This is a genomic window from Nostoc sp. (assembly GCF_036917155.1).
Classification (GTDB): Bacteria; Cyanobacteriota; Cyanobacteriia; order Cyanobacteriales; family Nostocaceae; genus Nostoc.
Map to the genome: position 1 here is coordinate 49,222 of NZ_JBALDZ010000096.1, position 12,183 is coordinate 61,404.

Consider the following 12,183-nt stretch of genomic DNA (forward strand, 5'->3'; position numbering starts at 1 on the left):
TTAATGAATTTTCGGCAAATAGTGACACCGGTTATCGCCTGAGCTTGATACTGTGTTACACGAGAGGAAATTATATGAGGCATAATGGTTAACACGTAGCTTATACAAATTCCATTCGGTGAAAAGGCAGCATCGGCTGCTGAAACATTTGTCCTAAATTATCGTCAAAGAAAGCTTGTATGCTTGAATCGCAGTCGGGAAATTCCCCAATCAGCAACTTAAGTCGAATAAACATTAACTCCCAGTTGAGCAGCCCTAGCAACATCGTACCGATGGTTATAGAGCAATCTGGTATGGGAGAAAGGGCTTTCGACATCTACTCCCGCCTGCTGCGAGAGCGGATTATCTTTTTAGGAACACCAATAGACGATGCCGTAGCTAACTCAATTGTGGCTCAGTTGTTATTCCTAGACGCCGAAGACTCAGAAAAAGACATCCAACTGTATGTTAATTCTCCTGGTGGCTCCGTCTACGCAGGGATGGCAATTTATGATACAATACAGCAAATTCGCCCTGATGTTGTTACCATCTGTTTTGGATTAGCCGCGAGCATGGGGGCATTTTTGTTGACAGCAGGAGCTGCCGGTAAGCGAATGTCTCTGCCCGACTCCCGGATTATGATTCACCAACCACTTGGTGGCGCTCAAGGTCAAGCTATTGACATTGAAATTCAAGCCAGAGAAATTCTTTATGTTAAGGCTAAGTTGAATCAGTTAATGGCTCACCATACTGGTCAACCCTTAGAAAGACTTGAAGCTGATACTGAGCGTGACTTTTTTATGTCGGCTGAAGAGGCAAAAAACTACGGTTTGATTGATCAGGTCATTTCCAGGCAAAATCTTCCCGTAGCAGGGGAAAACGTCACCATTCTGAAATAAGAGGCTGGTATGGTTAAGTACGACTCCCATTTAAAATGTTCATTTTGTGGCAAGTCTCAAGAGCAGGTGCGTAAGTTAATCGCGGGGCCGGGAGTCTACATCTGCGATGAATGCGTTGACTTGTGTAATGAAATACTAGACGAGGAGTTACTCGATACCAGTGGTGCGGCAGCACAACCAGCGCCAAGAGCAGAACCACCTGAAAAACGGCGTACCCACTCTGCTAGTATTTCGTTTAATCAAATACCCAAGCCCAGAGAGATTAAAAAGTATCTAGACGAACACGTTATTGGTCAAGACGAAGCGAAGAAAGTGCTGTCAGTCGCTGTTTACAATCACTACAAGCGGCTGGCGGTGATTCAGTCTAAAGCCAGTGGCAAACCTGGGGCGGATGATGCCATAGAACTGCAAAAGTCCAACATTTTATTAATTGGCCCGACTGGTTGCGGCAAAACTCTCTTAGCCCAAACCCTAGCGAAAATCTTGGATGTACCCTTTGCCGTAGCGGATGCGACGACGCTGACGGAAGCGGGGTATGTGGGAGAAGATGTAGAAAATATCTTGCTGCGACTGTTGCAGGTGGCAGATTTAGATATAGAGGAAGCGCAACGGGGAATTATTTATATTGACGAAATTGACAAAATTGCTCGTAAGAGTGAGAACACGTCAATTACCCGCGATGTTTCTGGCGAAGGCGTGCAGCAAGCCTTGCTGAAAATGTTAGAGGGAACGATCGCTAATGTACCACCCCAAGGAGGGCGCAAGCATCCCTATCAAGACTGCATCCAGATTGATACAAGTAATATTTTGTTCGTCTGTGGTGGTGCCTTCGTGGGCTTAGACAAGATTGTAGATCAGAGAGTTGGCAAAAAAGCAATAGGCTTTGTGCAACCGGGAGAAGGCCAATCGAAGGAGAAACGAGCAGCAGACACTCTTCGCCATCTAGAACCGGATGATTTAGTAAAATTTGGCCTGATTCCAGAGTTTATTGGGCGGATGCCAATGGTAGCAGTAGTAGATCCGCTAGATGAAGAAGCGTTGATGGCGATTCTGACTCAACCACGCAGCGCCCTCGTGAAGCAGTACCAAAAGCTGCTGAAGATGGATAATGTCCAATTAGATTTTAAAGCAGATGCTTTACGAGCGATCGCTCAAGAAGCTTACCGCCGTAAAACTGGTGCGAGAGCATTACGTGGTATTGTCGAAGAACTAATGTTGGATGTAATGTATGAGTTACCATCCCGTAAGGATGTGACACGCTGTACAGTTACAAGGGAAATGGTCGAGAAGCGATCGACTGCTGAACTGATAATACATCCGTCTTCACTACCGAAGCCGGAATCAGCCTAAATCAGTACTGAGTGCTGAGTGCTGAGTAGGGACTGAGGGAGATGAGGGGGATGAGGGAGATAGGGGAAGCGTAATAAATACTCACTCTTAACTCCTAACTCTTAACTCCTAACTCCCGACTTTTAACTCCTAACTCCTAACTTTCAAAAATGCCTTATATTAATGTTCGTGGCGTTGAGCATTACTACGAATGGGTGAAAAAACCATCCGGTTCTTTGGTAAAACCAGTGATGGTTTTCATCCACGGTTGGGCTGGTTCGGCTAGGTATTGGCAAAATACTGCTAATGCTTTATCAGAACAATTTGATTGTTTACTCTACGATTTGCGGGGATTTGGTCGTTCTCATGGGAAGCCAACCATCGCTCAAGCAAGTGAAGCCGTTGCTGAATCTGAGTCCCCACAGGAAGAATTAGAGGCAATCAGAGAGTTAACCTATGAGTTAGAGGAATACGCTGATGATTTGGCAGCTTTGCTAGATGGGTTACATATTCAGCGTGTTTATATCCATGCTCATTCAATGGGCGCTTCTGTTGCCACTTTATTTTTTAACCGCTATCCCCAACGAGTTGAACGAGGAATTTTAACTTGTAGCGGCATTTTTGAGTACGACGAAAAATCCTTTAGTGCCTTTCATAAATTCGGTGGCTATGTAGTGAAATTCCGTCCCAAATGGTTAAGCAAAATTCCATTTGTTGACCGAATGTTTATGGCCAGATTTTTATATAGTTCCATACCACATTCTGAGCGGCAAGCTTTTTTACAAGATTTTCTGGAAGCAGATTATGATGCAGCTTTAGGAACAATTTTTACTTCAGTCAGTAAGGCTCAAGCTGAAGTGATGCCCCTTGAGTTTGCTAAGTTGACAGTGCCGACTTTACTCGTTGCGGGGGAGTATGACAAGATTATTCCAGCCGAGATGGGGCGTCAAGCAGCGGCACTGAGTGACAAAGTGGAATTTGTGATGATTCCCAACACAGCGCATTTCCCCATGTTGGAAGATGTACCAACTTATCTGCAACGGGTACAAGAATTTTTGCAAATTAACACGCCAGAGCCACAGCTGGGTTAAGTGATTTTTCGGATAGCCTGCACAAATTCAGCAACAGCGTCGTATTGGTCAGGATGTCCGATATATTGCAGCAACAAAGTTGGGTCTAAATTCGGAAAGAAACCACTACGATGTACTTCCTCATATTCGCCACTCGCATTTAAACGGAATATTTTTATCTGGTCAGATTTCCAGAACCAAACTTCAGGCACTTTCTTGGGTTTGTATAACTCTTTTCGGTTAATTGTGCCGCTAGTAACAATAACTTCAATAACAATGTCAGGAACTTCTCCTTTTGTGTTGATGCTGTAAGACTCATCGGGTGTGCCAGATGCATACCCAGGTTCTTCCATTGTATTACCACCACGACCGTAAAACCGGATTCCTAACTCTCTCATGTAAGCTTCTAGCAAGTATCCAAGAGTTGTTTTCACTTCCTCGTGTTTTTCACCAATGGGGGACATAATTTCTAATATTCCTGACAAATAAGAGAGTCGGACATTGCGGTTGTCCTTTAGCTGTGCCTCAATAGCTTTGAATTCCTCCCAAGAAACATCGGCGACGGTCACTAGTTTCTCTTGTATGGGATAGTTCAGAAGTGGGATGCTCATATCGCCTCTCAATAGTTCCTTTATTGGATAATTGACAGCAACTTTGCCTGGTACGTTTTAAGCACGCTTTGTGCTTAAAACAAGGACTAAAGTCCTTACTACAAACTTATTTACCATTTTTAGGTTAACTCAAACCTAGTTCTCGTTTTAGCAAGTTAATCGAATTAGTGCCGATATAATTTTCAACCTTAATCAGCTTTGGTGGACGAATAATATCTTCATCAGATGCTTGCACAGCTGCTTGCACTGCCGCAAAACTGGCTTGGTCGCTGATGATTACCTCAGCCCGTTTCACCATTGCCTGGAGTTTATAAGCATCTTTTGGTTGCGAAGTCATCACTAGTAGCTCATCCCCCCGCAAACCGTGGAGAATGACTTCTGCGGCTCTTGCAATCCCGGAACTGAGGCTAACTATGCCTACACAGTTTTCTTTTGGTAGGGTTTTCAAGATGCTGAGTTCTTTGCTGTAGTCGTAGATATCAAGAGGAATTACGCGTGCAGCTTTTGGAGCTGCGATCGCTTCCACATTACTGATAAAATATCGACTGGTGACTACTGTCGCAGAGGTAGTTTTATCTAGCACAGCTGTTAATTCTTCCATTGCTACCAACTGCACTGGTATTTTTAGCGATCGCTCTAACTCATACACCATCAACTCACCAGCACCCATATCATAAGATGGCACTGCAACCAGTACCCGCGCACTACAACGCAAGCGCCAGTCAATTTCCGCTAAAAATAGCTCTCTAGCTTGATTCAGTGAGCATCCTTGGGAGAGTAACTCGTCAAGTGCTTGCTGGACAACTTGATATGTATCAGGATTTTGTTTGAGAATTGGTGATTGCAGCCTGCTACCGCCCTCATGACCTTGGGCACGAACATAAATACCCGAACCAGCCATACTTTCGACAAATCCGTCTTCCTCTAGTTGACGGTAGACCTTACTTATGGTATTGCGGTGTAATCCCGTTTGCATTGCCAACGCCCGTGTGCTTGGCAATTTGTAAGCAGGGGGATATTGTCGAGAAGCGATCGCAAATCGGATTTGATTAAACAGCTGGGTTGATGCGGGAATTTCGCTGTCTGGCTGAATACGGAATTGAATCATCACCAAACCTCCTAATACTAAGTGCTGTTAGCGGTACCGGGGCGTTTAGCCCGTGCTGAGTTTTGAGTGCTGAGGTTTGAGTATTAAGTGTTGCTTGCCTACTCAGCACTTTTAACTCAGCACTCTTTCAGTGTACAGATGTATTTGCTACATCTCAAATATGTTTATTTACATATAAAGTTTTTCTGATACAAATTTCTAATGCGCTCACTATTGGTAATTGATAATTTAATTAGGAAAAAGCTGGGCATACTGGCATAGTTATATCAAATAATCACACGGCACTGGTAAAAATTATTATGACAGAGCAAGCAACAACTACCACAACGGTTAATCTTTTGCAAGATAATATTCAAGTGTCTGCTTATCTGGCAGAACCAAAAGAACCTGGTTCTTACCCAGGAGTCGTGGTATTACAAGAGATTTTTGGTGTTAACGTTCACATTCGGGAAGTTACAGAACGGATTGCCCAACTTGGGTATGTAGCAATTGCACCTGCTCTTTTTCAACGGATTGCTCCTGGGTTTGAAACCGGATACACACCCGGAGATATTGAAACGGGCAGAAACTACGCCATGCAAACTCAAGCCTCAGAGTTATTGAGCGATATTCAACTAGCAATTGACTATCTCAAAAATCTGCCTCAAGTGAAAAAAGATGGTTTTGGCTGTATTGGCTTCTGCTTTGGTGGTCATGTCGCATATCTTGCAGCCACCTTGCCAGATATTAAAACTACGGCTTCCTTCTATGGTGCTGGAGTTACCACCCACACACCAGGGGGTGTAGCTCCTACTGTCACCCGTACCAGAGAAATCACAGGTACTCTCTATGCCTTTTTTGGTACAGAAGATGCCAGCATCCCAAGCGAACAAGTAGATGAGGTTGAAGCAGAGTTAGAAAAATATAAAATTCCTCATCGTGTGTTTCGCTACGATGGAGCTGATCACGGATTTTTCTGTAACCACCGTGCCAGTTATAATCCTAAAGCTGCGGACGAAGCTTGGGAGCAAGTAAAACAACTCTTTGGTCAACTAAACTGAAGCATACGCAGCCAGGTTTGTCATTGGTCATTAGTGAACAACATAATGACAAATGACAATTTAAACTTCAGTTGCACCATATCAAATAACAACTAATCTTCAAAAGTCATGAATTCCGAATCGAAACTTTCTCAAACAGCCAATTCGCCCTTTACAATGGACGATTTTGCCAAAGCACTAGAAAAACACGACTACCAATTTCAAAAGGGACAGGTTGTACATGGCAAAGTGTTCCAACTTGACCATGATGGCGCTTATGTTGATATTGGTGGCAAGTCGTCAGCTTTTCTGCCGCGTGATGAGGCTTCTTTGAGAGCAGTTACCGATTTATCGGAGGTGCTGCCATTGCAAGAGGAAATGCAGTTTTTGATTATCCGAGATCAGGATGCAGAAGGTCAAGTGACCCTTTCTCGAAAGCAGTTGGAAATTCAGCACATCTGGGAACGATTGACCGAAATGCAGGAGAATGCTCAAACTGTACAAGTAAGGGTTATGGGTGTGAATAAAGGTGGTGTAACTGTTGATATTCTTTCTTTGCGGGGATTTATCCCGCGATCGCACCTGGCAGAGCGTGATAATTTAGAAGCACTCAAAGGTCAAAATCTGACTGTGGGTTTTTTGGAAATTAATCGCAATACCAACAAACTCATCCTTTCTCAGCGTTTAGCAACTCGTTCTAGCAACTTCAGCTTATTAGAACTAGGTCAACTGGTGGAAGGTAAAGTTACTGGTATCAAACCTTTTGGTGTATTTGTCGATTTAAGTGGAATGAGTGCCTTACTTCATATCAAGCAGGTAAGCCAGAAATTCATTGATTCTTTAGAAAAAGTCTTTCAAGTTGGCCAGCCAATTAAAGCTGTAATTATCGACTTGGATGAGGGTAAAGGACGGGTTGCTCTTTCTACCAGAGTTTTGGAAAACTTTCCTGGCGAAGTGCTAGAAAATTTCGATGAGGTGATGGCTTCGGCTGAGGCGCGTGCTAATAGAGCTAATAACAAAGCATCTGAATAGTTTTGAATTGGGCTGCTTGCACAAAGCGTTTAAATCCCCCTGCATTTACAAAGATGTGGGGGGATTTTAAATTGTGAAAAGTTTTCCCAGACTAATTTCTACCTCTGGCTGGGAATGCGGGTAAAACAAGAATTTCAGTCAGCTTTAGATGACTTTCGCTATTAGCCGCAGAATTTATTCTGAGGCGGATGCAATACTGCGTAGGTTTTGGAATTTCTTGGTTGAGGCAAGCTGTTCAATAGCCGGGGGAGAAATGGAGGCTGGCGTTGAGTTTTGCTTCCCCTGCTTCCCCTGCTTATCCGAGCAGTATTGGAGGCGGATGTGTGTGCAATACCAACATTCTGCAATGATGCAAATACCTGAGTTCAGAATCTTACATTTGAACCCATCACCCGCCATAGGTTGGAAACCTACGGCTAATAGCAAAAGTCCTCTGAAGAGGACTAAACAATAATTTATCATTTATCTCACTTTATGACTCGCTCACCCCGAAATTTGCAACCTGGATTTTGCTATCACATCACCACTCGCAATATGGTTCGGTTAAGGCAAGAGACGCGATAAATCGCCGTCTTTGCGATTTAGGGCGTGTCATCAAAAAACCTTATCCGAACCGTATTGCATCTAAAAAATGGATCAAGTCGAATTTAATAAGCAAAATAGCATTTGACTTACTCAAAAGGAGCTTTTACTTTCTCAAACCCCAGTTTGCTTTCTCATTTTGGTGTTTTCCGCAAGTAATCAAGCACATTGAGAAAGCAATATGCTTGATTGCTGACTCATCTCAGTAATTCACACACTTGTGACAACTATCCCTTTGAGATTACTTCTCTTTATCTTTATCTAATGCTTCTTGGATTGCATGACGGCAAAATTCTGGAGAATCATCCTTTGTTGATAGTTCTTCCTTCATTGTTTTTGTGACACGTAAGTTAAGACGCTCACTTAAAGGTTCTTCCCTCTCTGATTTAAATGGTTTTAAATTTTCTGGATGACCTTTAGGGTTAGGCATTTTCTTTATCTTTATCTAATGCTTCCTGGATTGCACGACGGCAAAATTCTGGAGGATCATCCTTGGTAGATAGTTCTTCCTTCATGGTTTTGGTAATGCAGCACTAATTCGGATAACGCTGGAGGGCAGGAAAATGAGCTATCCTGACCGATACGACCAAGAGAACCTGCTCAATTTGCACAAAGCTAAGATGTCGCTTGAACAAGTTATCAACTTGTTGAGCCAGTAAAACTAATCTCATTAACCTATCCCCCACATCTACAAAGATATGGGGGATAATTTTTAGAGTAGTGAACTACTCATACTTGCCTACGACTGAAGTCTGATCTTCCCAATTCATCGGGAATAGCCTCAAAAACTCCGTAGTTTTTTTTGGTCTTACATTCCCTCCACATATATCGAGCATTTTGACAACTATAAACGCTGTAACTATTCAATTTAGGTATTTATATGTTTTTGGTAACTGGAGCAACCGGAGGAATTGGTCGCAGAGTTGTGAGACTCTTACGACAACGAGAACAGTCTGTACGGGCATTTGCCCGTCTTAACTCACGCTACAGCGAGTTAGAACATCGGGGTGCAGAAATTTTCATCGGTGACTTGCTAGAGGAAAAAGATATCCAGAAAGCTAGTCGCGGTGTCCAGTATATGATCAGCGCCCACGGTTCTGATAGTGATGCCCTATCTTTAGATTACCGCGCCAATATTGAACTTATTGACCAAGCAAAAGCCAATGGTGTAGAGCATTTTGTCTTTATTTCCGTATTGGGAGCCGATCGCGGATATGAAGATGCTCCGGTTTTCAAAGCCAAACGAGCAGTAGAGCGATATTTGGTAGCTAGTGGCTTAAATTACACTATTTTACGCCCAGCTGGATTAGCATCTAACTTGCTGCCACTGGTAGAACGGTTTCGGGAAACGGGATTGTATCTGCTGATTGGCGATCGCAAAAACCGTACCTCGATTGTCAGTACCGATGATTTGGCAAGGATAGTGGTAGATTCTGTGACAGTTGAAGGCGCTCGCAACCAAATTTTACCCGTCGGAGGGCCGGAGATTTTATTACGAGAAGATATTCCCCGGATTTTTGGTCGGATCTTCACCAAAGAACCAGTAATAATTAACTCACCACTATTCGTTGTTGATGGGTTACAGGGTGCATTGGGTTTATTTAATCCCCAAATCCAAAAAGCTTTGGGAACTTACCGCACATTGCTAGCAAATGAATTTTTCTGTACAAAAGATGAAATTGCCAATTTAGAGGCGATTTATAACTTCCAGTTGGAGACATTAGAAAATTTTTTGCGGCGCTATTTAGCAGTTTGAATTAAACACAAGTCATTAGTCATTACTGAATAACCAAGGACAAATGACTAATGACAAATAACAAAGGATAAAAATATATGGTAAATGCTGCTCAAGCACGTCAGACAAAAGAGCGATTCGCCCAACCAGAGGAACAACTCACTTATGAATTGGGCAAAGCAGTACAGGAATTGCCACCCCTGTACACTAGATTATTAGCGGGAACTATGAGCGTCGTCGTATTTGGAGCGATCGCTTGGGCGCACTTCTCCCAAATAGATGAAGTAGCAACAGCACCAGGGGAATTAATTGCTTCCACACAGGTAAGACCGGTGACATCCTTGGGTGGAGGGTCAATTGTGGCTGTGAAAGTGCAAGAAGGCGATCGCGTTACTAAAGGTCAAGTTCTGATTCAAAAAGATCCAGACTTGAAAATAACCGATGTTTCCCGTCTAGCGAAATCTACCAGATTAATTCAAGACGATTTGCAACGTTTGGATGCAGAACGCACGGGAAGCAAAACTGCTGGAACGAAACTGCAAGATGAACTTTTAAACTCCCGCCTGCAAGATTACCAAGCGCGTCAAGCAGCGGCGGAAGCAGAAGCAAATCGCCAAATGGCACTTGTCGATCAAGCCAAAGTTCGCTTGACTCGATTGCAAGACAACTTAGTTAATGCCAAAAGCAGCTTTGCAAATGCTCAAACCAACCTTGCCAATGCAGATAGCATCCGAATTAAAATTGAAAGCAATTTGACTCTTGCTCAAGAAAGGGAAAAAAGCCTACACACTCTAATTACTCCTGGCGCTGTCCCTCGTGTCGATTACATAGATGCCCAAGAAAAATTAACTCGTGCAAAGACAGAAATCACTAGAGCGCAAGATGAAGTGACCAATGCCCAGAATAAAATAACAGAGGCTCAAGATAAAGTCACATCATTAGAAAAAGATATTGCTGCCCAAGTCCAAGAAATTCACCAAGCAGAACAAGCTTACAAAGCTGCACGCAATCAGGTTCAGCGTGTAGTATCAGAACGCCAAAGTGAAATTTTGACGCAGTTTAACAAGCGTAAAGAAGAACTCACAACTGTTCAAGGTAATTTAGAGCAGGCGAGAAAGCAGCAAGCTTTAGAAACGATTGAGGCTCCCGTTGCTGGTACGATTTACAGAGTCAAAGCCACCAAGGGGCCAGTACAATCGGGTGAAGAATTGGTGTCAATTTTGCCGGAAGGGGAAGAAATGCTCCTAGAGGTGAAAGTTCTTAACCGCGATATTGGGTTTATTCGTCAAGGAATGAAGGCAAAAGTCAAAATGGCGACTTTCCCCTTCCAAGAATTTGGCATTGTGGAGGGCGAAGTCGTGCAAATTAGTCCAAATGCAATTATTGATAAAGAATTAGGCTTAGTTTTTCCGACAAGAATTAAGCTCAGTAAACACTCAGTAAACGTCCGGGGTCAAGAAGTAGAATTTACACCAGGGATGGCTGCTACAGGTGAAATTGTCACTCGGAAGAAGTCAATTTTGACATTTATTACCGAGCCTGTCACACGACGATTCAATGAAGCATTTTCGGTTAGGTAGGTTTATTAAGGCTGGTTCTGAAAACGAGAAATTTTATGACAATACAGTTCAGATAAGCCCAAAACCCTGATGTAGAGACGCGATTTATCGCGTCTTCAAAGACCAATTCTCTACACCAATAACCCTTAACCCAAGCGTATTGGATTTTATGAGTCATCTTGAATGTCCAGTTTTTTCTTGGCAATTTGAGCTTAAATCAAAACCTTGGCATTCTGTAGCTTTCAGCAATTGCCTAACTGCAACACCAGGCTGACAACTCATCAAAGTTGAACCCACCACAGCCAGTGTCACAACAGTGGCTAGTCCCAGCACTGTTGTTTGTTTTCTCGGTTTGATTGTACTGACTAAAGTATCTATCTTAGTGGTAGTACTAACAACTTCAATTGGCTGAAGTGTTTTTAAAGCAACAGATGCATTGGCATAGCGACGTTTTCGGTTGCGTTCCACCATTCTCATTAACCACGACCGAAAATTCGGACTGATTTGAGGAACTAATTTCTGGAAATTAAAGCGATAGTTATCATCAATTAATTTCCCAATGTCAACAGAACGGGTATTGGTAAGTAAGCAAATCAGGGTTGCTCCTAAACTATATAAATCTGATGCCTCAGTCAGAGAATGACCAAACTGCTCCTCTGGTGGCATAAAACCTGGGGTTCCAGCTACAAAGCTACTCAGGGCTATTTTTGCACACTGCATTCTCGCTAAACCAAAATCAACCAGGTAAGCATTTAGTTGTTCATCAACCAAAATATTCTCTGGCTTAATATCCCGATGAATAATTGGAGGAACTTGCTTTTGTAAATAAACTAAAATTTCTAAGATTGACAGAGCAATTTGCTTAATTTCTTCAGGATGAAAGCTGCGTTTTGAACCCAAGGATGGGGCATTTTTATATTCCTGTACCAGATAAAAAACCCCTGGTATTTCAAAGGAATCTACATAGCGAGGGATGCGGGAATGATTCAGTTGTTGCAAGATTTCAATTTCGCGCTGATATGCTTTCACTCCTGATAAATCAGCACTCGCACGAGTAAAACAAAACTCTTTAATCACCACCTGTTGATTAGATTTGAGGACATTAGCTAGGTAAGTAATGCGTCCCCCTTCACTATTGCGTCCTAGTTCAGTGATGACTTGATAGCCTTGTTTAGAAAAATCTGGATGGTGATTTAAGGGAATTACCCTGTTATGTCCATTTTGCACACCAAGCTCCATTATACACACCAGATGAGTTTG

12 protein-coding genes are annotated in these 12,183 nt (G+C 42.8%); 7 read left to right on the forward strand and 5 right to left on the reverse strand.

From position 1 onward, the window contains the following. The first annotated feature begins 179 nt into the window (after window positions 1-179). The 3 genes from clpP to V7K67_RS14335 all read left to right on the forward strand — a co-directional run bounded on the left by clpP (window position 180) and on the right by V7K67_RS14335 (window position 3,298). Window positions 180-878 carry an ATP-dependent Clp endopeptidase proteolytic subunit ClpP gene (gene clpP, locus V7K67_RS14325; RefSeq protein WP_069071412.1) on the forward strand — a complete coding sequence of 233 codons (699 nt, stop codon included), beginning with the start codon at window positions 180-182 and terminating at the stop codon, window positions 876-878. A 9-nt stretch (window positions 879-887) separates the two neighbouring features. Next, entirely contained in the window at window positions 888-2,228 is a 1,341-nt protein-coding gene (clpX, locus tag V7K67_RS14330) for an ATP-dependent protease ATP-binding subunit ClpX (protein WP_292849512.1), read from the forward strand. 149 nt (window positions 2,229-2,377) lie between these two features. After that, the gene (locus V7K67_RS14335) at window positions 2,378-3,298 is read left to right on the forward strand and encodes an alpha/beta fold hydrolase (protein ID WP_335167059.1); all 921 of its coding nucleotides are present in this window, start codon (window positions 2,378-2,380) and stop codon (window positions 3,296-3,298) included. Here the strand turns inward: V7K67_RS14335 and V7K67_RS14340 are convergent. Together V7K67_RS14340 and V7K67_RS14345 are read right to left on the reverse strand one after the other, a co-directional pair. Beyond that, window positions 3,295-3,888 (reverse strand): Uma2 family endonuclease, encoded by a 594-nt coding sequence (locus tag V7K67_RS14340; RefSeq protein WP_335167061.1) that lies wholly within the window; start codon window positions 3,886-3,888, stop codon window positions 3,295-3,297. The two genes, V7K67_RS14335 and V7K67_RS14340, sit on opposite strands and share 4 nt — an antisense overlap. Before the next feature lie 124 nt (window positions 3,889-4,012). Next, a complete protein-coding gene (locus tag V7K67_RS14345) occupies window positions 4,013-4,996 on the reverse strand; it encodes a GntR family transcriptional regulator (protein ID WP_334732420.1) in 984 nt (327 codons plus the stop codon). 299 nt (window positions 4,997-5,295) lie between these two features. Here V7K67_RS14345 and V7K67_RS14350 point away from each other — a divergent pair, with 299 nt between their 5' ends. Both V7K67_RS14350 and V7K67_RS14355 read left to right on the forward strand, forming a co-directional pair. Continuing rightward, on the forward strand, window positions 5,296-6,036 hold the full coding sequence (locus V7K67_RS14350) for a dienelactone hydrolase family protein (RefSeq protein ID WP_335167063.1): 741 nt from the start codon (window positions 5,296-5,298) through the stop codon (window positions 6,034-6,036). Window positions 6,037-6,144: 108 nt separating this feature from the next. Next, window positions 6,145-7,047, forward strand: coding sequence for a S1 RNA-binding domain-containing protein (locus tag V7K67_RS14355; RefSeq protein WP_334706083.1), 903 nt, complete (start codon window positions 6,145-6,147; stop codon window positions 7,045-7,047). Window positions 7,048-7,870: 823 nt separating this feature from the next. Here V7K67_RS14355 and V7K67_RS14360 read toward each other — a convergent pair. Then, window positions 7,871-8,059 carry a hypothetical protein gene (locus V7K67_RS14360; protein WP_334732418.1) on the reverse strand — a complete coding sequence of 63 codons (189 nt, stop codon included), beginning with the start codon at window positions 8,057-8,059 and terminating at the stop codon, window positions 7,871-7,873. 103 nt (window positions 8,060-8,162) lie between these two features. Then, complete coding sequence (locus V7K67_RS14365) at window positions 8,163-8,300, reverse strand: hypothetical protein (RefSeq protein WP_334732417.1); 138 nt, start codon at window positions 8,298-8,300, stop codon at window positions 8,163-8,165. Between the two features lie 209 nt (window positions 8,301-8,509). On the opposite strand from V7K67_RS14365, the gene V7K67_RS14370 reads away from it, so the two are divergent. Beyond that, window positions 8,510-9,385: an SDR family oxidoreductase gene (locus V7K67_RS14370; RefSeq protein WP_334732416.1), complete on the forward strand. Its 876-nt coding sequence runs from the start codon at window positions 8,510-8,512 to the stop codon at window positions 9,383-9,385. A 77-nt stretch (window positions 9,386-9,462) separates the two neighbouring features. Further along, window positions 9,463-10,944, forward strand: coding sequence for an HlyD family efflux transporter periplasmic adaptor subunit (locus tag V7K67_RS14375; protein ID WP_334706088.1), 1,482 nt, complete (start codon window positions 9,463-9,465; stop codon window positions 10,942-10,944). 153 nt (window positions 10,945-11,097) lie between these two features. Here the strand turns inward: V7K67_RS14375 and V7K67_RS14380 are convergent, their stop codons facing one another. Continuing rightward, window positions 11,098-12,162 (reverse strand): serine/threonine protein kinase, encoded by a 1,065-nt coding sequence (locus tag V7K67_RS14380; protein ID WP_334732415.1) that lies wholly within the window; start codon window positions 12,160-12,162, stop codon window positions 11,098-11,100. Window positions 12,163-12,183: the final 21 nt, after the last annotated feature.

Coding starts and splice junctions, on each gene's coding strand:
- V7K67_RS14360 (WP_334732418.1), bottom strand. CDS start 8,059: ATGCCTAACCCTAAAGGTCATCCAGAAAATTTAAAACCATTTAAATCA.
- V7K67_RS14375 (WP_334706088.1), top strand. CDS start 9,463: ATGGTAAATGCTGCTCAAGCACGTCAGACAAAAGAGCGATTCGCCCAA.
- V7K67_RS14370 (WP_334732416.1), top strand. CDS start 8,510: ATGTTTTTGGTAACTGGAGCAACCGGAGGAATTGGTCGCAGAGTTGTG.
- V7K67_RS14345 (WP_334732420.1), bottom strand. CDS start 4,996: ATGATTCAATTCCGTATTCAGCCAGACAGCGAAATTCCCGCATCAACC.
- V7K67_RS14335 (WP_335167059.1), top strand. CDS start 2,378: ATGCCTTATATTAATGTTCGTGGCGTTGAGCATTACTACGAATGGGTG.
- clpX (WP_292849512.1), top strand. CDS start 888: ATGGTTAAGTACGACTCCCATTTAAAATGTTCATTTTGTGGCAAGTCT.
- V7K67_RS14340 (WP_335167061.1), bottom strand. CDS start 3,888: ATGAGCATCCCACTTCTGAACTATCCCATACAAGAGAAACTAGTGACC.
- clpP (WP_069071412.1), top strand. CDS start 180: ATGCTTGAATCGCAGTCGGGAAATTCCCCAATCAGCAACTTAAGTCGA.
- V7K67_RS14365 (WP_334732417.1), bottom strand. CDS start 8,300: ATGAGATTAGTTTTACTGGCTCAACAAGTTGATAACTTGTTCAAGCGA.
- V7K67_RS14380 (WP_334732415.1), bottom strand. CDS start 12,162: ATGGAGCTTGGTGTGCAAAATGGACATAACAGGGTAATTCCCTTAAAT.
- V7K67_RS14350 (WP_335167063.1), top strand. CDS start 5,296: ATGACAGAGCAAGCAACAACTACCACAACGGTTAATCTTTTGCAAGAT.
- V7K67_RS14355 (WP_334706083.1), top strand. CDS start 6,145: ATGAATTCCGAATCGAAACTTTCTCAAACAGCCAATTCGCCCTTTACA.